Here is a 21,410-nt window from a genome sequence, read left to right on the forward strand (position 1 = left end):
TTGTTATAATTGATAATCATTATCAATTATAGGTGGGTTTTTAGTCACAATGCCAAGGTATTGTGTGTGTTTGATCGCTCAGGAGAGGGAGTTTATATGGGAATTCAGAATGACATCAAGCTGTGGGATCAGGTACAGGTTCGCGTGCTTGATGTGCGTCTTATATCACTCGCAACACACGAGTTCATACGCAATTATGTGTTACCAACCAGTGCATTTGTGTATGTTCAAGGCAGGGGTCAGGTCTGGCTGGATGAAGAGGTATGGACTACAAGCCAGTTCTTGCTGCTGCATGGTGGAAAAGGAAGACGTCTGACACTTGAAGCGACAGGGGTTATGGAGGTACATCTGATTTTGTACAAATCAACCTTGCCCTCCAACGTGCTTGTGGAGTACCGATTGATGTTGAACCAGCGTAATCCGTTTGAAGAGTCCTGGGCGACAGTGCCGGATCATACACTTGAGCTACGTGAGCTTGTGCGGAATATACATGAATATTGGTCAGGGCAGGAGCGAGTGAGCAAAATTCAAGTCAAAGTGTATTTTTTTCAACTGGTACAGCTAGTTTTGTTACAGCGGAGTCGCATGTTTAACGAAGTTCAACAGCCTTCGCTTACCGATCAGGTTTTGCGATATATCAAAGCTCATTACCGGGAATCCATCTCACTTGATTCGCTTGCCCAGTCCTTGAGTTACAGTCCGCAATATGTATCACGCAAATTCAAGGAACAGACGGGATGTACACCGACAGAATATGTGATTCGGTTACGAATGGGTGAGGCAAGGAGTCTGCTTGCGTCCACAGAAGCTTCATTACAGGAGATTGCTGCGTATGTGGGTTATATGGACCCGTTTTATTTCAATCGCATATTCAAAAAAGAGACCGGTATCACACCGGGGCAATATCGGTTGAAGCAGCAGGAAAACTCGAAATCAGTTTCAAAAAGTACATTAAATGCAACAAATGAATCCATTGTAACAGGTGGGGATGAACGTTATCCTTTAATTGATGATGATAATCATTATCAATATAAGGGAGGTGAGGAAATCAACATGTTTAACCATTTTAAATCAGCGATCATGTCGCTTGCGCTTGTACTCACATTGAGTGCTTGTGGAACAGCCCAGCAGGGGGCAGAAACATCCGAAGCTGCGGCTGAACCCGAACAACCGGCAGTCGTGGAAACCCAAATGGTAAATACGACCTTTGGTGAGGTAGAGATTCCTGCACATCCGGAGCGAGTTGCTGCCATAGATTATCTGGGAACGGTGCTTGCTCTTGGTGTCAAACCGATTGGTGGAGGCCAATTTCTAATGAACAGTCCTTATCTGGAAGGTCACTTGGATGGTCTTGAAACGATAGGGGATTCCGTTGAACAATTGATGGAGCTGGAACCTGATCTCATTATTACATTGAATCCGGACAAGGCGGCTTATGAGAAATACAGCAAGATTGCTCCAACCGTTTCGATCGCATCCATCACATTTCCGACACTGAAGGATGAAGTGAACTATTTCGGTAAAGTCCTTGGCAAAGAAGCGGAAGCAGAGAAGTGGCTGGCTGATTTTGATGAGGAGGTTGCCAAAATCAAACAGGAGGTGCAGAGCGTTGTTCCAGCTGATGCTACATTCTCCGTTATGCAGGAATATGATCGCCAAGTGTTCATTTTTGGCAATCAGTCGGGCCGAGGAGGACGTAACATCTATGAATTGCTTGGATTGCAAGCACCAAAGAACATTCCATCCGAGCTGATGCAGGGCGCTTATCATGAATTCTCCATAGAACTGCTCTCCAAATACGCTGGAGATTACATTGTGCTGACCAGCAACTCTCAACTGAAAGACCTTCAGGCAGATCCGATCTGGGGTTCATTGCCTGCTATCAAAAATGGAAATGTGTACATATGGACGGAAGAGCAATCCTGGTTCCGTGATCCGATCGCCTTGTTGAAACAGACACAGGATCTGGCTGAATGGATTATTGGACTTAATACACCGTCTAAATAAGGAACTTCAAAAAACCGTGCCGCCCAGTTTGCTGAGCAGCACGGTTTTCATTTTCTTATGTAGGACTGAACAGTAGAGGGGATTAGCTGCCTGTACGGAGATGAAGTAGCAGTGTGATTACCGTATAAGAGTTTATTCGCTCTTTGGTTCGTTTTGAATTTCTTGCAGATCCTCCAGCTGGAGTGTAAGGTCATTCTCGGGGTTGGCGCTCACAATGACTTCTGACTGTGATTGTTGCTGACCTGGCTGGTTGGAGCTGCCGTCAGATTTGATCACGTAGAGACTTTGAACGGAGTTGAGCAGGCTGGCTGGGGTGTCTTCATACGTTTCCAGGAAGAGTACATAGTCTTTGGTAGGAATCAGCTTGAGGTTGTCATCATTAATAATCTCGGTGTTGCCTAGTTGTCCGCCAAGTTGCTTCACTTCAAGTTTTTCCCCGGCAGTGTAACTGCCCTTATAGGATTCAGCGACCTGAATCGTATGGATCGTATAGATTTTGTCAAAGGAAGATGGCTCTCCGCCCGGATCGGACGCGGGGTTTAACTCGTTCTCATTGGCAGCGTCAGTAACTTGTACGATATCGTTTAAAGCTTCCACACGAGTCTCAACAACACTGCCTTTCACAATGGTATTTGCTCTCTCGGACAGGTCGCCAATGCTGGCATAACTCGGGTAATCTTCAGAAGCAATAATGGTCATGGGTGCATCGGATGGGGACGCGGTAGGTGTAACAGAAGAACATCCAACAGCAGATAGAATGAAAATGGAAGAAAGAAGCAGCGTTAATACTCGATTTTTGTTCATGAATAGGAATCCTCCTTGGATTTTGGGATAAGTTCGTAACGGATTAGTACTTGGATCTTACGTTATTGATATCAAAAGTTTGGGGTTGGGTCATGGAATTGCGGTTGCGGGAGTAAGACATAATGGAAGGACTGCTTGTTGTTGGGTTGTCACCGAGCCAGATGGAGTGTCCGAGTTCGTGGACAAATACGCTTTGAATGAAGTTGGATAAGTTGGTTGCGTCAGGGGTGATTGTGGATGCATTGAGTTCGATGCGGAAGCTTACGACTTGACTGCCAGATACGGAGGCGTAGTTGACACCATATGCTGTATTATTGAAGTTTCCTGCGGTGATGGTGTTTGGGGAGTTACTTGTTTTGGTGAATTTAACTTTGGCACCTGCATTGTTCCAGTTGGTAAGGGAAGCGTCCATGGGAGTCTGCCATGCGGAGGCGTAATTATAGGTACGAATGGGGATGGTAGTGCTGGGATAACCGTAGGTTAGAAAGGTTGCCGCATAGATGGTACTGCCAAACATCGCAATCGCTGAGAACAACATGATGCTCATCAAAAACTTCCTTTTCATACTTAAAACCTCCAATAAATGTATTTTATTCTCTATTATAGTAACAAGTAATATTGGAGTTGAAATGAGTCCGAGGTCGTTGTTTTTGTTGTGAAAAACATGAAATATACCTTGATCCGACCCTAATGGTGTCAAAATAAGTCATTTTCTGTTCAATGTTCATGCATAATTTCCCTAAAATAACAAACAATACGTTCAACTTCTCACAGGGAAAGGTAGTGCTTGAGCATGTGCAACCGTTTTTCATTGGCAGCCGATTTGGACGAAGTCAGAGATCATTTCAAGATTCAGCGAGTGATGTATTATTACAAAAACCGATACAATATCAGCCCAACCCAGCATACGCCGATTATTTTGCATCAGGATGGTGAACGTGTATTGGATGAATTCCGGTGGGGGTTCATTCCATTCTGGGGTCGTGATGCCGTTAACGCGAATCTTATGACGGTACATGAGAATCCTTCCTATTACAAACTGGTAGAGACCAAGCGCTGCGTCATTCCCTGCAATGGATTATATTACTGGCGGCAAGAGGGCAAAAAAAGTTATGCAGTTCGTGTTGTCATGCCGGATCGCGGTCTGTTCGGTATTGCTGGGTTATACGAGGTGTGGAGAGATACACGGAAAGAGCCGCTTCGGACCTGCACGATGCTTATGACAGGCGCAAACATGGTTACACGCGAGTTTGGCAGTAAAATGCCAGCCATTCTCTCCGAAGAAGAGATCAACACCTGGCTTGACCCTGCCAATACACGAGTGACTCAGTTGTTACCGCTATTGAAATCGTATAACAGTACAGAGATGAATCTGTATCCAGTCACCCCAATGGTCGCCAACGATGAACACGACTGTTACGAATGCGTGGAAGAGATGGATCAGAAGCTGGCTTACGTTCGGAGTTTCTGAGTATCCTTTGCATGATGTGAAGAAAATGAAGAGGGCTGAGAGTCTGGAGACACTCTGCTCTTTTTTCCTTTCAGAAAATGAAAAGTTGCAATTGCGGTGAAACGTAACTATAATCATTACAGTAAGTGAACGCACATATTCATATATCTATTAAAAGAGATATTTATAATCAGGAGGGAACCACGAATGAATCCAAAGTTTAACCAGATGTTTGAACAAGTTTCACTACCGACTGGCATTACACTGAAAAACCGTATCGTGCTCGCTCCGATGACTCATATGTCCTCGAATGCTGATGGTACAATATCCGACGCTGAACTTGCTTATTATGCACGTCGCACCGGTGGTGCTGGCATGTCAATTACGGCTGTAGGGCATGTAACAGAGACAGGCATTGGTTTCCCGGCTCAATTTGGTGTTTATGACGACCGCTTCATTCCTGGTCTGAAAAAACTGGCTGATACCATGAAACAACAGGGCTCCGTAGCCGTATTGCAAATTTTCCATGCGGGCCGTCTAACTCCTGAACAAGCTGTACCTGCGGGTCAAGTTGTTGCTCCTAGTGCGGTTGCAAGCGAGCGTCCGGGCTCTCCTGAACCAAGAGAGTTGACAGATTCCGAGATTACTTCGATTATCAAAGACTTTGGTGAAGCGACACGTCGTGCCATTGAAGCCGGATTTGATGGTGTTGAGATTCATGGTGCTAATGGTTATCTGATCCAGCAATTCTTCTCCCCACATTCCAACCGACGTGAAGACCGTTGGGGCGGTAGTGTCGAGAAACGTCTGACTTTCCCACTTGCTGTAGTGGATGAGATTCAGAAAGTGGTTGCCGAACATACCAAACTGCCGTTCATCATTGGTTACCGTTTCTCCCCGGAAGAACCGGAAACACCGGGACTCACAATGGAAGATACGTATGCACTGGTAGATGCGCTTAAAGATAAAAACCTGGATTACCTGCACGTTTCCCTGAACGAATTCTGGTCCAAGCCAAGACGTGGCGAAGCAGAAACGCGTTCGAGAATGGAATTCATCCTGGATCGTGTGAACGGCAAATTGCCTGTTATCGGCGTAGGTTCAATTCATACGGCAGATCAGGCCGCTGAGGCACTCCAAACGGGAGTACCACTACTTGCCATTGGACGTGAGTTGATTATTGAACCGGATTGGGTTGAGAAAATCGAGAGCGGACGCGAAGAAGATATCGAGACGATTCTGACCAAATCGGATCAGGAACGTCTGGTTATCCCTGACGGGTTGTGGAATGCAATCATCCACACACCGGGCTGGTTCCCTATGGCAGAAGATAAATAAGATACACTTCAGAACTGGAATGGAGGGGGCGAAAGCTCCCTCTTTTTGCACATGGTCCAAATTCTCCTGGTCATCGCTCTGTGGTATGATGGATGAACAGGATCAACTGGATAATCAACGGTTTGGAGTGAAGGAATATGCTCGTAGCTGAACGGTATGAGAAAATAGTGGAATGGGTGGATACGCAAGGCAGCATGCGTGTGACCGAACTTAGTGAGCGCTGCGGGGTGACAGAAGAGACGATTCGTCGTGATCTGGACAAGCTCGAACAGGCGGGCAGGCTCAGACGGTCCCATGGCGGGGCGGTCAGCGTGAAATACAAGGATGAGTTACAGTCGGAGATTCCGTATCCGGTACGGGCTATAGCCCATGCAGAAGAGAAGCGCAGAATTGCAAGCGAAGCGGTGAAAATGGTGGAATCCGGCGACCGGATCGCCCTGGATGCAAGTACAACGGCGTGGTATATGGCGGCAGGATTGCCGAACATTCCACTGACGGTATTAACCAACTCGATTAAGGTCGCCGCAGAGCTGAGTAACAAGGAACAGATTCGTGTGATTGCCACAGGTGGGCAATTGGCTTCGAAGTCACTGTCTTTTGTAGGACCGCTGGCGGAACGTTCGCTTGATGCTTATCATGTTGATAAAGTGTTTTTGTCATGTAAAGGGGTGCATCTGACCAAAGGCATCAGTGAATCCAATGAATTACAGGCCTTGGTGAAGCAAAAGATGATCCATATTGCGGATGAGGTCATTCTACTAGCAGATTCCAGCAAATTTAACATACAGGCGTTTACCAGAGTTGCTGAGATGAGCAGTGTAGGCAAAGTGATTACAGATCAGGGTGTTGATGAAGAGCACGTTAGCGCTTTGATCGAGCAGAATATTACGTGTATACGTGTGTAAACAAGAAAGGAATGAATGTCATGAAACATCCTTTTCATCTGAAAGCGGTATGGAATGGTGGGCGTAACAGTGAGGGAACAATCGATGCAGGTGGATTAAAAACGGTCATATCGATTCCGCAGGAGATGGGCGGACCCGGTACGGGAACTAACCCGGACGAGATGCTGCTGGGTGCAGCCTCCACCTGTTACCTGATCACGCTGGCAGCGATGCTGGAGCGTTCGGATATTACACCGGATGAATTAACGCTTGAATCGGAAGCAACGGTAGATGTTACGAATAACGTATTTACGTACGAACGGATCGTACATAGACCCCGGATTGTGCTCAGCGCAGATGCCTCTGAGGCGGATCTGACCAAAGCTGAGCGCTTGGCGCATAAGGCTGAATCCTCCTGTATGATCTCCCGAGCGGTGGCAGGTAATGTCCAGATGGAGACACAGCCGGTCATTGTTACTACAGGAGCTAACGCGGTGTGATATACTGAAGAATAGACGATTCAAGTTGTCATTTGTGTAAAATAAGGAGTAATTCAGTATGAACACACAGAAGCGCAAGACTAACCGCTGGGTACGTTTAACACGTGCTATGAAGCTGAATTTTCTCAAATTGTTACGTGCTCCCGGAGGTGCCCATAAAGTATCTACCGGATTTGCTATAGGGTTCGGACTGGAACTGATCGTGATCTCGACCGCTTCCCTGATCTATCTTGTATTTTATCCGATTGTGCGACTGTCTGGGGGTTCGGTGCCAGCAGCGATTGTTGGTAATGTGATCGGGAAGCTTACGTTTTTACCTATTATCCTGATGCCGCTCGCGAAACAAATTGGCTCATGGATTTTGCCTGCTCACAGCATGGGACAGGGACTGGTACATGAGAGTGCATTCATGGAGCTGTTTCGAGGGAACTGGTCGGCCGTGAGTGAATTGTTGCTTGGTGGACTGGATATTCTGGCAGGCATGTCCGCGTTTGGTGTCATTCTGGGTGTGATTTCGTACTTTGTCGTGAAATTCTTCTACGTCAGAGCGCTCAACCGGCGTTATGAACGCCGGCTGGAGAAACGCCGACAAGCGGATATCGCTTCGGTATCACCTCCGGTATTAATCAGGAAGCCATCACAATCATAATGGGCAGCATCAACATGGATGCAGCGGTGGTCCACAGAATACAGCGAGATACAAACTGCGGAGAAGCATTGAACTGTTCAGCCAAAATAACGGCGTTCACTGCGGTTGGCATCGATGCGAGGATCAGCAGCACACTGAACAACGTGCCTTCGACCTGAAGCGCGGTCAGTATCAGCCAGGACAGAATTGGCGCAGTTGCGAGACGGACCACAAGCCCGGTCCAGAAAGCTCGGCGTACATTGGGTAGCCAAGGCACCGTTGCACCTTTGGGTCTGAGCATCTGTGCTCCCAGAATGGCGAGAACGACAGGAGAGTATCCCGCAGCCAGCATGGAGATCCCTCCATCCAGCGCTTCAGGCAGGCTCAGATTGGATGCACGCAGCGCAATGGCGATGCCAGCAGCATAGATGGATGGCATGCGGAAAACGGATAGGATCGCATCTTTCACCGTGAATTCGGATCGCGCGGCAAAAAAGATACCTACCGTATTAACAATGATCATCTGTCCAATGACGTAGACGGAAGCCTTGTCCAGTCCAAGCTGACCAAAGGCAAGCAGTACAAGCGGGAGCCCGTAATTCACGCAGTTTGTAAACGTGGAGACGAGGGTGAGACCCGCTTTTTCGCTTGCACCCAGACGGAAAATCCGGCTTAAAAGCTCGGCGAGTGCCCACAGAGCCATCAGATTAATAATAGAGAACCAGAACGTGCTGGTGACGTCCGTCCAGGTAATCTCTGCATGCAGCAATGTATTGAAGATGAGCGCAGGGCTCAAAATATAAAGGGAAAAGGTCGAGAGCGACCGGGTATCCCAATTCTTGAAGCGTTTTAACAGAATACCTCCGATCACGGGAAGTGATATCGGCAAGAACACATGGTATAACGTGAGTAAAAATGAGTGAAGCAATGCAATTCAGTCCCTTCTGGATGAAAAACCTATCTTATCATAGCAGAAGATGCATCTCATATGAATGGATTTCAGTATGATGATGTGTAGTAATCGCCTTGTTTAACTAAGGATTCCCCTGAGGGCAGCGACAGCGGATTGCTATTTTGATATGGCAGATTTATTATAGAAGAGGTGCAACAAGATTACATACACATAGAGGAGGAAACTGTAATGAGTGAATCAAAACGCTTGCTCGTACTTGCTGGCTCTTACGCTGAAGCGGAAAATGAGGGCATTTATGCATATGAATTGAATGAGGATACAGGAAGCTTGTCCAAGCTTGACGGCATCGCGGGCGTGAAAAACCCAACGTTTGTCAACGTGGATGCTGAGGGTAACAAACTGTACGCGATTGGTGAAACAGCGTCAGCTGAGGGCAACAAAATGTCTGAAGCTGTAGCTCTGAGCATTGATCCTTCTACAGGAAAATTATCGTTGCTGAACCGGAATAACTCCATTTCAGCTCCGCCATGTCACATCCAGCGTGACCCTTCCGGCAAATTCTTGATTCTCTCCAGCTACCACGGTGGTCTGGTAGGTCTGCAAGCCTTGACGGATAACGGTGAAGTTGGAGCGCTTCTGGACGAGAAGAAACATGAAGGACAAGGTGCGCATCCTGAACGTCAGGACAAGCCACATGTGCACTCCGCATTCTTCAGCCCGGATGGTAAATACATGATGGTACAGGATCTGGGCGCAGATAACATCGCGATCTATTCCATTGATGCAAACAAAAATGAACTTGTGCTGCACAGTGAAACCAAAACACATCCGGGAGCAGGCCCACGTCACTTGGCGTTCCACCCGAATGGTCAATTCGCTTATGTCATCAATGAAGTGGATTCATCCATTACTTCGTTCCAATATGATGCAGCAGCGGGCACGTTGACTGAATTGTCTACAGTATCTACACTGCCTGATGGATATGATGGCAAAGAAAATACAACAGCAGAAATCACGGTTTCCAATGATGGACGTTATGTATATGGTTCCAACCGTGGACATGACAGCATCGTTGTATTTGCAGTAGATGCAGACCAAGGTCACCTGACACTGGTTGAACATGTATCTGCTGAAGGTGAGCACCCGCGTCATTTTGCTCTGACACCTAACGGCAAATTGCTGATCGCAGCTAACCGTGATACGAACAACCTCGTGACATTCACGGTAGATCAGGACAGCGGACGTCTGAAATACACAGGTCACAGCACAGGTGTATCCAAGCCGGTATGCGTGAAACCTGTATATCTGTAAAATGATAAATTTCTAAACCAGCCCTGGCTGGATTGAAAATGATAAAGATAAAGACCCTGCCATGTGGCGGGGTCTTTTATATTGAATATTTAATGGGATGATTAGGTTGCTGTTCTGCTGTAAGCAGGCGTATTGGAATAGAGGATTAATTCTATGTTGGATTCATCTAACAACGAAAAGTTGTCAATAGTATCGCCCAAGTAACTACCCCACTTCAAAGTGCGTACTTCCTGAATGGATAGTCAGAGTCTACAATAAGTGAGTAGCCAAAACAAACACTGCATGCATCTGAACAGACAAATTGGTGCAGGCTAAATATCTGATTATTATTTGTACAGGAACGACTCATACTTGAACAACAAAGGAGAAATAAATGATGAAATTGCAATTGGCGCTTGACTTGGTAAATATCCCTGAAGGTATCGCACTGGTTAAAGAGGTTGAACAATATATTGATATCGTTGAGATTGGTACACCAATCGTTATTAATGAAGGTTTGCACGCGGTTAAAGCGATGAAAGAAGCATTCCCTAATCTGCAAGTTCTTGCAGACCTTAAAATCATGGATGCTGGTGGTTATGAAATCATGAAAGCAGCTGAGGCTGGTGCGGATCTGATCACTGTGCTTGGGGCAACCAATGACAGTACGATCAAAGGTGCAGTAGCAGAAGCGAAGAAACAAAACAAACAAGTTCTTGTGGACATGATCAACGTGCCTAACCTTGAACAACGTGCTCGTGAAATTGATGCGCTTGGCGTAGATTACATCTGTGTACACACAGGTTATGACCTGCAAGCTGAAGGACAAAGCCCGTTCGAAGATCTGCAAACGATCAAAGCAGCTGTGAAAAATGCTAAAACGGCAGTCGCTGGTGGAATCAAGCTGGAAACATTGCCAGAAGTCATCAAAGCACAACCGGATCTGGTTATTGTAGGTGGCGGTATCACAGGACAAGCAGACAAAGCGGCAGTTGCAGCTGAAATGCAACGTCTCGTTAAACAAGGGTAAGCGAATGACCAAAACACAATACGCAGCTGACATCTTGAAGGAGCTGGAACGCACGTTAAGTCAGATCGATGATGCAGAGATGCAAGCGATGGCTGAACATATTCTGGCTGCAGAACAGATTTTTGTAGCAGGAGCAGGACGGTCGGGACTTATGGGAAAGGCTTTTGCCATGAGACTGATGCAGATGGGGCTTCGTGTATATGTGGTGGGCGAGACCGTAACACCTGGGATCAGCTCGAAGGATTTCCTCTTGCTGTGCTCTGGCTCAGGAGAGACAGGCAGTCTGGCAGCCATGGCTCAGAAGGCCAGTCAAGCAGGTGCACCTGTAGGACTCATTACAATTAAGCCAGAGTCCACGATTGGGAAATTGGCGACTACGATAGTGCGCCTTCCGGCTTCAGCCAAAGAGGACACAGCAACTTCCGGAGCGGCAGTAACCATTCAGCCGATGGGCTCGTTGTTCGAACAAGGACTATTAATCGGCATGGATGCTCTCATCCTTACGATGATGGAAATGAAGGGTATGACCGGAGCGGATATGTTTGGCCGCCACGCGAACCTGGAATAGTGAATAGTTGAAGACTGGAATCCTTTGATTATGAAGGGTTCTGGTCTTTTCTGCGATACATAGTCATTCATCTGTGTAGGTTTTATCCGTGATTTTCAGTTAAACTTTGCATCCCGACCAGGCTGTAGTAGAATTACTAGATAGCTGTATCGAATGAATGTACTTATTACATCATGCATAGAGCGGAAAGCTTACCTCGTGTGAAGTGTCCCCGTGATATGTGTAACATACGCGATATAAGATTGAAGATGAGGGGGCTCGGAGCCATGGCAGCCGAAGTCAAGGAACGGATTAATCTGAAAGAAATCAACTGTGAGAAGGAATTGACCCTTGCGGTGATCGGTGGCAAATGGAAACTGATTATTTTGTGGCATTTGGGTCTGGAAGGCACCAAACGTTTCAGCGAGCTGAAACGCCTAATCCCTCATATTACCCAGAAGATGCTGACCAACCAGCTTCGTGAGCTGGAGGAAGACAAGCTGATTGAGCGCAAGGTGTATGCAGAGGTACCTCCTCGGGTGGAATATACGTTGACCGATCACGGTCAGAGCCTGATGCCCGTCCTGCACGCGATGTATAACTGGGGTAAAAATTACGGTGAAAATGTAATCTGGAAAGAAAGCTAAACAAGTTTCTAAGAAAGCTAAATAAGTATGTTCTATAATGAACCGCCGGGTAAATGGATACTTCCATCACCTGGCGTGTTTTTTTAGTTACTTTTAAATTTTGGTCAGTGGATCAATAGTTTACTCCAAACGCAGCGGGCAGAAATAGACTTAAGAAGCGAAGCGTTCGCCTTTATCAACGGATTTTCACCTTTAAAAAAGTGAATCAAAAAATCCGGGGATAACAGCGATCGAAGGGCTATTCTGCCAGCGGAGTAATAAGGAGTAATCCATTTGTCTGCTCTACCATAAATCCATACCAAAAGTCTCATTTTAGGTCATGTCATGTATAGATGAGCGGAATATGATACGATGAGAGATATTGGAAAATGCAAGGAGGATGACAACTAAAGATGGAAAAAATACGTACACGCGCTGAGGTAAATCAGGAAACGACTTGGGATTTGAGAGACTTGTTTGTAACCGATGCAGAATGGGAGCAGGAGCTTCGATCACTTCCACTGGCTGCTGCCCAGATCGAAACGTTCAAAGGACGTCTGGGCGAAGGCGCTGAACAATTGCTGGCTTGTCTGGATGCGCGTGAAGCTTTGCAGGAGCGGATCGGCAAGACGGCTTCTTATGCCCGCTTGAAGCAGTCCGAGGACAGCACCAATCCGGTGAATATTGAGAATTCAGCTAAAGCAGGAGATATCCTATCAAATCTGTCGTCGTCCTTGTCTTTTGTCAATTCGGAGATCATTGATTTGCCGGAGGGAACCGTTGAACGTTACCTTGAAGAACTTCCGGGATTGGAGCCGTATGCACGCAGTTTGGAGCGTTTGATTCGAGAAAAAGCACATCGGCTTACGCCAGAGACCGAGAAGGTACTTGCCTCACTTGGAGAGGTACTGGATTCTCCATACCGTATCTATCTGCGCGGTAAACTGGCAGACATGACGTTTGACGATGCTCTTGATGGAGAGGATAATACTCGTCCACTGTCCTGGTCATTCTACGAAAATAATTATGAGATGTCATCTGATACAAAGCTACGCCGTTCTGCTTATGCTGCATTCAGCTCGACATTAAATGATTACAAAAATACGTTCGCAGAAGGTTATGCAACCGAAGTGAAGAAACAGGTTGTTTTATCCAGGCTACGTGGTTACGACGATGTTACAGATATGCTTCTCAGCCCACAGCAAGTGAGCAAAGAGATGTACAATAATGTGCTCGATATTATCCAGCAGGAACTCGCACCTCATATGCGCAGACTGGCGGCTCTTAAGAAACGTGAGCTGGGTCTGGACAAACTGATGTTTTGTGATCTGAAGGCGCCGCTTGATCCTGAATTTAGCCCTGCCATTACATATGATGAGGCGTGCACACTCATTCGAGAAGCACTTGATGTGCTTGGGCCGGAGTACGGCGAGATCGTAGAGCGAGCATTCCGTGATCGCTGGGTGGATTACGCAGATAATGCAGGCAAATCCACAGGGGCATTTTGCTCCTCCATATATGGTTCACACTCCTATATCTTAATTTCATGGGCAAACAATATGCGCGGAGCATTTACGCTTGCCCATGAAGTGGGGCATGCAGGCCACTTCATGCTTGCGGGACGTTACCAACGGCTCACGAATACACGGCCATCTCTTTATTTTATTGAGGCACCGTCGACCATGAATGAAATGCTGCTGGCAGACCATCTATTGAAGCGTTCCGATAATCCGAGAATGCGTCGCTGGGTCATTTTGCAATTGTTGAACACATATTACCATAACTTCGTTACACATCTGCTGGAAGGTGAATTACAGCGCAGGGTGTACGCACGCGCAACCAATGATGAGCCCATTACGGCAAAGACGTTGAGTCAGCTCAAGGGAGACATCCTTTCCGAATTCTGGGGACCTGATCTGGTAATTGATGAAGGGGCCAAGCTCACGTGGATGAGACAACCTCATTATTATATGGGACTATATCCATATACCTATGCGGCAGGCTTGACGGCTTCCACAGCGGCTGCACAGCAGATTCGTGAAGAAGGACAGCCTGCGGTAGATCGCTGGCTTGATGCACTCAAAGCTGGTGGAAGTCTCACGCCACAGGAGTTAATGAAGCTTGCGGGTGTGGATATGTCCGGACCTGAGCCGATTCGCTCTGCGGTTGCTTATGTCGGCAGTCTGGTCGACGAACTTGAACGTCTGTATTCCTGATCTGGTTCATATAGTATACGGACAAGGCAGAACGGGTTGTCTGCATGCACCGCCTTCCTTGCGTGGGGGGCGGTGCATCTTATTTTTGCAAGGGGAAAGGAACGATGATGAATGGCGTTAACAAGCGAGTCCTCATCGATGGGCCGATTAAGCGTAGACGGCTTTGGTGTGTTTGACGACATGAATGGAGTACCAGGTTTTGAAGGCAATCAGGGTGGTTTTTTTTCGGGATTTAGTGAGTTTGCTGCAATGAATGCATTTGCTTCGATTTTCATTGGCGCCATATTTCTCATCATTGCGGGAGTTATTGTTTTTGTTATTATTTCAGGCATACGCTCAGGGATGTCAAATAACGCGGCAGCCTTGTTAACCCTGCACTCAACGGTGGTGACCAAACGAACGGAAGTTTCAGGTGGCAGCGGGGATAGCCGTGCGACTACCCGGTATTATGTTACATTTGAATTCGACAATGGGGAGCGCACTGAACTAATTGTTGGCGGAAACCATTATGGCATGATGGTGGAAAATGATCGAGGGATGCTGACGTATCAGGGGACACGATTCAAGCATTTTGAGAGAGATGTACAGCCCCAGTCCGGGGTAAGCAAAGGTCAATTTTATACGTAAAAAAAGAAATGCGGCTCCTCCCAAGTGGGAGAGAGTCGTTTTTGGTATACCCAAAAGAAAGAAATACCGAAGGGTATTCAAACGCTTACAATGGTGATATACTCGTAAAATAAAGTAAAACAGTATTAAACAAAAACAAACAAACAATAAATACAGAATAAAGTACAGGGTTACGGACTGAATCAAGAGATACCGTTTGGAAAATAGGATGGGTTCGAAAGGTTGGTGAAGCGCGGTGAGTGTGCTGGCTTATGATTTGGGCGCTGGGAGCGGGAGAGCGTTACTGGGACATCTGAATGATCGAGGGATCGAAACGAGCGAAATTCATCGGTTCAAGAATGAACCAGTGAAGGTTGGCGAGCGGATGCACTGGGATATTCTGCGATTGCATCATGAATTGTTGCAAGGGCTTACACTTGTGAAACAGCAGGGAGAAAAACCAGAGAGCCTGGGGATCGATTCGTGGGGCGTTGATTTTGGTCTGCTTGGCAGTAATGGTGAGTTGCTGGGTAACCCATATCATTACCGTGATACACAGTTTAACGGCATGATGGATCAGGTGCGCCAAGAGCTGAGCTCCCAGCGAATCTTCGAACGTACAGGGATTCAGTTTCTTAGCTTTAATACCTTGTATCAATTGGCGACACTTCAACGCAGCGGTTCCCCGTTACTTCATGAAGCAGAGCGTTTTCTCATGATTCCGGATTTACTACGTTATTTCCTGACCGGGGAAGCGGTGAATGAGTTTACCAATGCAACCACAACCCAATTATACAATCCATCAGCGGGGCAGTGGGATAGTGAGTTGCTGGCGCATATTCGCATTTCGGAGAAACTGTTTGGTGAAGCCGTGCTGCCAGGTACCCGTGTTGGACAATTGCGAAGCAGTATCTGTAACGATCTGGGATTGTCCCCGATTCCCGTGATCGCTGTTGCGGAGCATGATACGGGTTCAGCCGTTGTGGCTGTTCCTGCAACGGAACGTTCATTTGCTTATCTGAGCTGTGGAACCTGGTCCCTGATGGGTACGGAGATAGATCATCCTGCGATAAGTAGCCAGAGTCTGGCCTTGAACTTCACGAATGAAGGCGGGGCGGGCGGAACATTCCGTCTGCTGAAGAACATTATGGGCTTATGGATTTTGCAGGAAAGCATGCGGGAGTGGGACCGCCAGGGGCAGGGAATTAGCTATGATGTGTTATTGGCAAAGGCCGAACAGGCACCTCCATTTGCTAGTTTGTTTGACCCGGATGATGAACTGTTCATGCCCGCAGGAGATATGACGAAGCGTATACGTCAGTATTGCCGTGATACAGGGCAAGTGGTACCAGAGGATCAGGGGGCTATTGCCCGGGCAATTCTGGAGAGTCTGGCATTGAAGTATAGGAGAGTTCTGGAATGGACGGAGCAATTGTCGGGTCAGATGTTCAACGGATTGCATATGGTCGGTGGAGGCATCCAGAACCGCCTGTTATGTCAGTGGACTGCAAATTCCATTGGCAAGCCGGTATGGGCAGGTCCGGCAGAGGGAAGTGCCATCGGGAATATGGCTGTGCAATGGATGGCGAGCGGAGCTTTTAAAGATATCTGGGAGGCTCGTAAGGCCATTCGAGATTCATTTCCGGTAACTACGTATGAGCCGCAGGACAAGTCAATCTGGGAAGATGCTTACGGCAGATTTCTGCGTGTGACGGCTTCATCCAATTCACAAGCGGGGAGTGAGGTGTAACATGCTGGCAGCCGAGCGGTATGACCGAATTGTGGAGATGGTGAACGTAAAGGGCAGTATGCGTGTATCCGAGCTTAGTGAGCGCTGCCGGGTGACGGAGGAAACCATCCGGCGGGACCTGGATCGGCTGGAACAGGCAGGGCGACTGCGCCGATCTCACGGTGGTGCAGTGAGTGTGAAGGAAGATCAACCGGAGATCCCTTACCGGATCAGGGAGACAACACATGCGGAAGAGAAAAAGCGGATTGCACAAGCGGCTCTGGCGATGATTAATCCGGGTGATCGCATTCTGTTGGATGCCAGCACAACGGCAGGTTATATGGCAGCGAATATGCCGGATTTCCCGCTGACGGTCTTAACCAATTCGATTCAAATCGCCACTGAACTCAGCAGCCGTGACAAGGTTGAGGTCATCTCAACAGGGGGGCAGCTGGCATCGCGCTCGTTATCTTTTGTTGGGCCGCTGGCGGAGCGTTCTCTGGAAACGTATCACGTGGATAAAATGTTTATGTCGTGCAAAGGTGTACATCTCGAAGGTGGCGGAATCAGTGAATCCAATGAACTCCAGGCAAGGCTGAAGCAGAAGATGGTTGGCATTTCCGATCAGGTCATCTTACTTGCAGATGCCAGTAAATTTGGTGTCCGTGCTTTCGCCCGGGTATCCGGGTTAAATGCAGTCCATATGATCGTTACCGATCAGCCATTGGAGGCTGAACAGACAGACCGGTTGAGCGGATACGACATAGGGATCATTACAGTTTAAGATTTTAGAATTTACTTATATTAATTGAACTAAACATTTACACGAAACGGAGAGGACAGAAATAACTTGAAGAAGCGAAGCTAAAAGCTTTCTGAAAGAAAGCTGCATCGGAAGCATATACTGCGCCTTTATCCCCGGATTTTACCCTTACAAAAGTAAATTAAAAAATCTGGGGATAACAGCGATCGGAAGGTTATTCTGTCATCGGAGTGTCCAGTGTAAATATTCTTAGTCAATTCATCTACTAATCAGTTAATAGGAGCGTGTAATTATGAAGGTCTCCTTATTCATTACCTGCCTCAGCGATGCCATCTATCCCCGAGTGGGGGAGGCTATGGTCAGATTGCTCGCGGCTCATGGTGTTCGGCTGGATTTTCCGCCGGTTCAGACCTGCTGCGGTCAGCCTTCCTACAATAGCGGGTACTGGGATGAGACTCGGGTAGCGGCCAAGACCATTCTTGAAGCGTTTGACGACAGTGATTTTGTGGTATGTCCTTCGGGATCGTGTACGTATATGATTCATCATTATCCCGAACTGTTCGCGGATGAACCAGTATGGTTGGAGAGGGCAAAACGATTGGAAGCCAAAGCTTATGAGTTTACTCAATTCCTCGTTCAAGTACTCGGGATAACCGATCTGGGCGCACATTTTCCGCACAAAGTAACCTATCATCCATCCTGTCATGGCAGCCGTCTGCTGGGTGTGAAGGATGAACCGATGGCGCTGCTATCCCAAGTAAAGGGACTGGAATTGGTTCCACTTCCGTTTGCTGAGGATTGCTGCGGGTTCGGGGGCACGTTTGCCATTAAAATGTCCGATATTTCAGGAGCGATGGTTACGGAAAAAGTCGATCATGTCAAAGAGACACAAGCCGAAGTACTGGTTGGGCTGGATATGGCCTGTCTGATGAATATCGCAGGTAATCTGCGTTATCGGAATGAACCGGTGCGTGTGATGCATCTGGCGGAACTACTGTATGAGGGGGTGCGAACAGGATGAGCCAACCGGGAGTTATGGATACTACAGTCAAAGAACGTGCCGGACTGGCCTTGAATGATGATTTTCTGCGTAAAGCGGTCAAATTCACGACAGAACGATTGCGTAACGGGAAGAAGTCTGCCTCAGAAGAACATGGAAATTGGGATGAATGGCGGGAGCGTGGCCGTCAGATTCGTCTGCATACGATTGCGTATCTGGATTATTACCTGAATGAATTTGTGAATAACGCCCGTGCGAACGGGGTTCATATTCATTTTGCAGATACATCGGTGGAAGCAGCGGCAATTGCGCTGGATATTGCGGCGCATAAGCAGGCTTCTACGGTGGTGAAATCCAAATCTATGGTGTCGGAGGAAGTGCATCTGAATCATGTGCTGGAGTCGGCGGGCATTGAAGCCATCGAGACGGACCTGGGTGAATATATCATTCAGTTGGCAGGCGAGGCCCCATCTCATATTGTCATTCCAGCCATCCATAAGAACCGTTACCAGATTGCAGAGTTGTTATCCAAGGAAGCGGGTGAAATTCTGGAGCCGGATACAACGGTACTTGCCGGATTTGTTCGCAAAAAGCTGCGCGAGAAATTCCTCGAATCAGATATCGGCATGACCGGCTGCAATTTTGCGATTGCAGAGACAGGTTCCATGGTTTTGTTCGAAAATGAAGGCAATGCCCGTATGGTATCCACTGTTCCCAAAACACAGATTACACTGATGGGCATGGAGCGAATCATCCCGTCGTGGACGGATCTGGAGGTCATGGCAACCTTGTTGCCACGCTCCGCAACAGGTCAGAAATTAACGATGTACATGTCAGGCATCACAGGTCCTCGCCGCACAGCGGATGCTGATGGACCGGATGAAATGCACATTATTATCGTGGACAACGGTCGATCCCTACAGCTCGGTGATCCTGAATTCCAGGAGTTACTGAATTGTATTCGCTGCGGTGCCTGTCTGAATGCTTGTCCAGTATATCGTCATATTGGAGGTCATGCCTATGGCGGAACCTATAGTGGTCCGATTGGCGCGGTACTGACACCTGCACTCAATGGCAACATTGATGAATGGAACGATATTGCGGGTGCTTCGAGTCTGTGCGGAGCCTGTTATGAAGCATGTCCAGTTAAAATTCCGCTGCATGATATGCTCGTTTATTTACGTAGGCGTAAAGTGGAAGACGGCCATGGAAACAAAATGGAAAGCATGGGCATGAAGGGATTTGCGGCTGTTGTATCCAATTCCAAACGTTTCAGTGCGGCCATACGTCTGGGACAGATCGGGCAGAAGGCAGTTGTACGCAACAACGGCATTTCTCTCAAGCTGGGTCCACTCAAAGGCTGGAACAAGTATCGAATTGCGCCAAGCCTCGCCAAGAAATCCTTCCGGCAACAATGGAACAAGCTGGATCAGGAACTGAACCAGGAGCAACCGGCCTTGGATTCTTCCGTTCGCAACCGTATGGAGCAGATTATTCGTGAACGAGAGGAAGGGGAGGGTACTAAGCATGGTCACTGAACATCAGCAATGGCTCGCACAATTGGAGAAGAAGTCCCTGGAGAAACAGGAGCAGTTCATGAATGACATTGCTTCGAAATTGAAGAGACCAAGGCAACGCCATGCGCCGACCCAACCCTTTCGGGGAGCCCCCGACTTTTGGACTGAACTGGAATGGGATGAAGAGAAGCGTATTCAAGCATTTACGGATAACTTTGTGAGTGTAGGCGCACACATTGCCCGGGTTCAGAACATGGAAGAAGTGTCTCAATTTATAGCCAACAAATCTCATGAACTGAGTGCCAAATATATCATTCGGCAGAATGAACAGGCGCTAAAAGAACTCGGATTGGAAGAGCAGCTTCCGGACGTACAGATCTCAGTCTGGAATAGTCAGGCGGATGAGAACTGGAAGGCTCGTGCAGCTGAGGCAGATATCGGTGTGGTCATGGCGGATTATGCAACAGCATACACAGGCTCGGTCACTGTACTTTCTTCACCGGAAAAAGGTCGTTCAGTCAGTCTCTTGCCTACGGTACTCATCATCATTATTCCAGTGGACCGACTGTACACCAGACTGGGTGAGACGCTGGATCGATTTGACGAAGCGGGAAGAGAGAATCTTCCGGCAGGCATTCACTTTATTTCCGGGCCAAGCCGATCTTCCGATATTGAAAATGATTTAACCATTGGCGTACACGGACCAGGCATTGTTTATGGTTTAATTATGGGTTAACGGTGTCGAGTGTTATGGCACATCATGATTTTGATAACTGTCCGAGATGCAGTATTTGACTGCTGAGGGCAGTTTTTTATATGGCCTGCTATAGTTAAAAACTATCATAATTATATCAATTATATATTTTACCTATTAATAATGGAGGTGTATAATCCATCTCAAGAGAGAATTCATATGAGATACAAAAGAGAAAGAGGAGGATGAATACAGATGAGTATATTTTCTTACCAAGTTCCGTTTATGGATGGAATTAAGGGTGATTTTTCTGCTTTTAAAGGGAAGGTTCTGCTTATTGTGAATACAGCAAGTCGGTGCAGCTACTCCCGGCAATTCAGTGAACTTCAGCAGATGTATGAGAAATATGGTGATCAGGGGCTGGAGATTCTGGCGTTCCCGTGCAACCAGTTTAACGACAAAGAACCTGGTAGTAGCGCTGAGGTAGCTGAGTATTGCAGAAGTCAGTTTCAGATATCCTTTCCGATTTTGGAGAAGGTTGAGGTCGTTGGGCAATCGATGCATCCTGTGTTTCGTTATCTGACTACAGAAGCGCCATTTCAAGGTTATGATCTGGACACGAAGGAAGGAGAGTGGATGGACACCTTTGTGAAAGAGAAGCATCCAGAATTGTATCAAGGTGACGGCATCAAATGGAATTTCACCAAATTCCTGATTGACCGTAATGGGGATATCCATGGCCGTTTTGAAACGACAGTTGCTCCATTAGAGATGGAGTTGGCAATTCAGATTCTGTTAAAGAAATCATAAGTAACCCTTAATCACTGTCCTGAGGTCCTATGACTTTGGGACTGTTGAAGATTGGAAC

General features: G+C 47.3%; 21 protein-coding genes. 18 read left to right on the forward strand and 3 right to left on the reverse strand.

The annotated features are described in order from the left end of the window. Positions 1-96: 96 nt before the first annotated feature. On the forward strand, positions 97-2,007 hold the full coding sequence (locus tag ACE04G_RS20180; protein ID WP_449004403.1) for an AraC family transcriptional regulator: 1,911 nt from the start codon (positions 97-99) through the stop codon (positions 2,005-2,007). Positions 2,008-2,139: 132 nt separating this feature from the next. On the opposite strand, the gene ACE04G_RS20185 is transcribed toward ACE04G_RS20180, so the two are convergent. Next, positions 2,140-2,811, reverse strand: coding sequence for a hypothetical protein (locus tag ACE04G_RS20185; RefSeq protein WP_449004404.1), 672 nt, complete (start codon positions 2,809-2,811; stop codon positions 2,140-2,142). Positions 2,812-2,854: 43 nt separating this feature from the next. After that, entirely contained in the window at positions 2,855-3,376 is a 522-nt protein-coding gene (locus tag ACE04G_RS20190; RefSeq protein ID WP_124114211.1) for a zinc metalloprotease, read from the reverse strand. A gap of 228 nt (positions 3,377-3,604) precedes the next feature. Here ACE04G_RS20190 and ACE04G_RS20195 point away from each other — a divergent pair, with 228 nt between their 5' ends. The 5 genes from ACE04G_RS20195 (at position 3,605) to ACE04G_RS20215 (ending at position 7,632) form a co-directional block, all read left to right on the forward strand. Further along, positions 3,605-4,282, forward strand: coding sequence for an SOS response-associated peptidase (locus ACE04G_RS20195; protein WP_091016984.1), 678 nt, complete (start codon positions 3,605-3,607; stop codon positions 4,280-4,282). A 186-nt stretch (positions 4,283-4,468) separates the two neighbouring features. Continuing rightward, positions 4,469-5,599: an NADH-dependent flavin oxidoreductase gene (locus tag ACE04G_RS20200; protein WP_449004405.1), complete on the forward strand. Its 1,131-nt coding sequence runs from the start codon at positions 4,469-4,471 to the stop codon at positions 5,597-5,599. Positions 5,600-5,736: 137 nt separating this feature from the next. Continuing rightward, on the forward strand, positions 5,737-6,504 hold the full coding sequence (locus ACE04G_RS20205) for a DeoR/GlpR family DNA-binding transcription regulator (protein WP_449004406.1): 768 nt from the start codon (positions 5,737-5,739) through the stop codon (positions 6,502-6,504). 20 nt (positions 6,505-6,524) lie between these two features. Continuing rightward, on the forward strand, positions 6,525-6,983 hold the full coding sequence (locus ACE04G_RS20210; RefSeq protein ID WP_338594104.1) for an OsmC family protein: 459 nt from the start codon (positions 6,525-6,527) through the stop codon (positions 6,981-6,983). Positions 6,984-7,041: 58 nt separating this feature from the next. After that, on the forward strand, positions 7,042-7,632 hold the full coding sequence (locus ACE04G_RS20215) for a DUF2062 domain-containing protein (protein WP_449004407.1): 591 nt from the start codon (positions 7,042-7,044) through the stop codon (positions 7,630-7,632). Here ACE04G_RS20215 and ACE04G_RS20220 read toward each other — a convergent pair. Further along, positions 7,610-8,539 carry an AEC family transporter gene (locus tag ACE04G_RS20220; RefSeq protein ID WP_449004408.1) on the reverse strand — a complete coding sequence of 310 codons (930 nt, stop codon included), beginning with the start codon at positions 8,537-8,539 and terminating at the stop codon, positions 7,610-7,612. The two genes, ACE04G_RS20215 and ACE04G_RS20220, sit on opposite strands and share 23 nt — an antisense overlap. Before the next feature lie 213 nt (positions 8,540-8,752). On the opposite strand from ACE04G_RS20220, the gene ACE04G_RS20225 reads away from it, so the two are divergent. From ACE04G_RS20225 to ACE04G_RS20280, 12 genes are all read left to right on the forward strand, one after another. After that, positions 8,753-9,835, forward strand: coding sequence for a lactonase family protein (locus tag ACE04G_RS20225; RefSeq protein WP_221825016.1), 1,083 nt, complete (start codon positions 8,753-8,755; stop codon positions 9,833-9,835). A gap of 376 nt (positions 9,836-10,211) precedes the next feature. After that, positions 10,212-10,844, forward strand: coding sequence for a 3-hexulose-6-phosphate synthase (gene hxlA, locus ACE04G_RS20230; protein WP_036670570.1), 633 nt, complete (start codon positions 10,212-10,214; stop codon positions 10,842-10,844). A gap of 4 nt (positions 10,845-10,848) precedes the next feature. After that, positions 10,849-11,412, forward strand: a complete 564-nt coding sequence (hxlB, locus tag ACE04G_RS20235) for a 6-phospho-3-hexuloisomerase (protein WP_221825015.1) — start codon at positions 10,849-10,851, stop codon at positions 11,410-11,412. Between the two features lie 266 nt (positions 11,413-11,678). Continuing rightward, positions 11,679-12,038: a winged helix-turn-helix transcriptional regulator gene (locus ACE04G_RS20240; RefSeq protein WP_062833989.1), complete on the forward strand. Its 360-nt coding sequence runs from the start codon at positions 11,679-11,681 to the stop codon at positions 12,036-12,038. Between the two features lie 392 nt (positions 12,039-12,430). Beyond that, positions 12,431-14,233, forward strand: a complete 1,803-nt coding sequence (pepF, locus tag ACE04G_RS20245; RefSeq protein WP_221825014.1) for an oligoendopeptidase F — start codon at positions 12,431-12,433, stop codon at positions 14,231-14,233. A gap of 111 nt (positions 14,234-14,344) precedes the next feature. Beyond that, positions 14,345-14,860, forward strand: coding sequence for a DUF2500 domain-containing protein (locus tag ACE04G_RS20250; RefSeq protein ID WP_256704335.1), 516 nt, complete (start codon positions 14,345-14,347; stop codon positions 14,858-14,860). A 235-nt stretch (positions 14,861-15,095) separates the two neighbouring features. Then, positions 15,096-16,589 (forward strand): rhamnulokinase, encoded by a 1,494-nt coding sequence (locus ACE04G_RS20255; protein ID WP_076216147.1) that lies wholly within the window; start codon positions 15,096-15,098, stop codon positions 16,587-16,589. Between the two features lies 1 nt (position 16,590). Further along, complete coding sequence (locus tag ACE04G_RS20260) at positions 16,591-17,352, forward strand: DeoR/GlpR family DNA-binding transcription regulator (RefSeq protein ID WP_221825011.1); 762 nt, start codon at positions 16,591-16,593, stop codon at positions 17,350-17,352. Between the two features lie 271 nt (positions 17,353-17,623). Continuing rightward, on the forward strand, positions 17,624-18,352 hold the full coding sequence (locus ACE04G_RS20265) for a (Fe-S)-binding protein (RefSeq protein ID WP_449004409.1): 729 nt from the start codon (positions 17,624-17,626) through the stop codon (positions 18,350-18,352). Continuing rightward, positions 18,349-19,869 (forward strand): LutB/LldF family L-lactate oxidation iron-sulfur protein, encoded by a 1,521-nt coding sequence (locus ACE04G_RS20270; RefSeq protein WP_449004410.1) that lies wholly within the window; start codon positions 18,349-18,351, stop codon positions 19,867-19,869. The genes ACE04G_RS20265 and ACE04G_RS20270 overlap by 4 nt, the downstream gene beginning before the upstream one ends. Then, entirely contained in the window at positions 19,859-20,584 is a 726-nt protein-coding gene (locus tag ACE04G_RS20275; protein WP_449004411.1) for a LutC/YkgG family protein, read from the forward strand. Before ACE04G_RS20270 ends, ACE04G_RS20275 begins: the two co-directional genes overlap by 11 nt. Positions 20,585-20,797: 213 nt before the next feature. Then, positions 20,798-21,352: a glutathione peroxidase gene (locus tag ACE04G_RS20280; protein ID WP_449004412.1), complete on the forward strand. Its 555-nt coding sequence runs from the start codon at positions 20,798-20,800 to the stop codon at positions 21,350-21,352. The last annotated feature ends 58 nt before the right edge of the window (positions 21,353-21,410 follow it).

The organism is Paenibacillus sp. AGC31, assembly GCF_057334655.1.

Coding starts and splice junctions, on each gene's coding strand:
- ACE04G_RS20180 (WP_449004403.1), top strand. CDS start 97: ATGGGAATTCAGAATGACATCAAGCTGTGGGATCAGGTACAGGTTCGC.
- ACE04G_RS20185 (WP_449004404.1), bottom strand. CDS start 2,811: ATGAACAAAAATCGAGTATTAACGCTGCTTCTTTCTTCCATTTTCATT.
- ACE04G_RS20190 (WP_124114211.1), bottom strand. CDS start 3,376: ATGAAAAGGAAGTTTTTGATGAGCATCATGTTGTTCTCAGCGATTGCG.
- ACE04G_RS20195 (WP_091016984.1), top strand. CDS start 3,605: ATGTGCAACCGTTTTTCATTGGCAGCCGATTTGGACGAAGTCAGAGAT.
- ACE04G_RS20200 (WP_449004405.1), top strand. CDS start 4,469: ATGAATCCAAAGTTTAACCAGATGTTTGAACAAGTTTCACTACCGACT.
- ACE04G_RS20205 (WP_449004406.1), top strand. CDS start 5,737: ATGCTCGTAGCTGAACGGTATGAGAAAATAGTGGAATGGGTGGATACG.
- ACE04G_RS20210 (WP_338594104.1), top strand. CDS start 6,525: ATGAAACATCCTTTTCATCTGAAAGCGGTATGGAATGGTGGGCGTAAC.
- ACE04G_RS20215 (WP_449004407.1), top strand. CDS start 7,042: ATGAACACACAGAAGCGCAAGACTAACCGCTGGGTACGTTTAACACGT.
- ACE04G_RS20225 (WP_221825016.1), top strand. CDS start 8,753: ATGAGTGAATCAAAACGCTTGCTCGTACTTGCTGGCTCTTACGCTGAA.
- hxlA (WP_036670570.1), top strand. CDS start 10,212: ATGAAATTGCAATTGGCGCTTGACTTGGTAAATATCCCTGAAGGTATC.
- hxlB (WP_221825015.1), top strand. CDS start 10,849: ATGACCAAAACACAATACGCAGCTGACATCTTGAAGGAGCTGGAACGC.
- ACE04G_RS20240 (WP_062833989.1), top strand. CDS start 11,679: ATGGCAGCCGAAGTCAAGGAACGGATTAATCTGAAAGAAATCAACTGT.
- pepF (WP_221825014.1), top strand. CDS start 12,431: ATGGAAAAAATACGTACACGCGCTGAGGTAAATCAGGAAACGACTTGG.
- ACE04G_RS20250 (WP_256704335.1), top strand. CDS start 14,345: ATGGCGTTAACAAGCGAGTCCTCATCGATGGGCCGATTAAGCGTAGAC.
- ACE04G_RS20260 (WP_221825011.1), top strand. CDS start 16,591: ATGCTGGCAGCCGAGCGGTATGACCGAATTGTGGAGATGGTGAACGTA.
- ACE04G_RS20265 (WP_449004409.1), top strand. CDS start 17,624: ATGAAGGTCTCCTTATTCATTACCTGCCTCAGCGATGCCATCTATCCC.
- ACE04G_RS20270 (WP_449004410.1), top strand. CDS start 18,349: ATGAGCCAACCGGGAGTTATGGATACTACAGTCAAAGAACGTGCCGGA.
- ACE04G_RS20275 (WP_449004411.1), top strand. CDS start 19,859: ATGGTCACTGAACATCAGCAATGGCTCGCACAATTGGAGAAGAAGTCC.
- ACE04G_RS20280 (WP_449004412.1), top strand. CDS start 20,798: ATGAGTATATTTTCTTACCAAGTTCCGTTTATGGATGGAATTAAGGGT.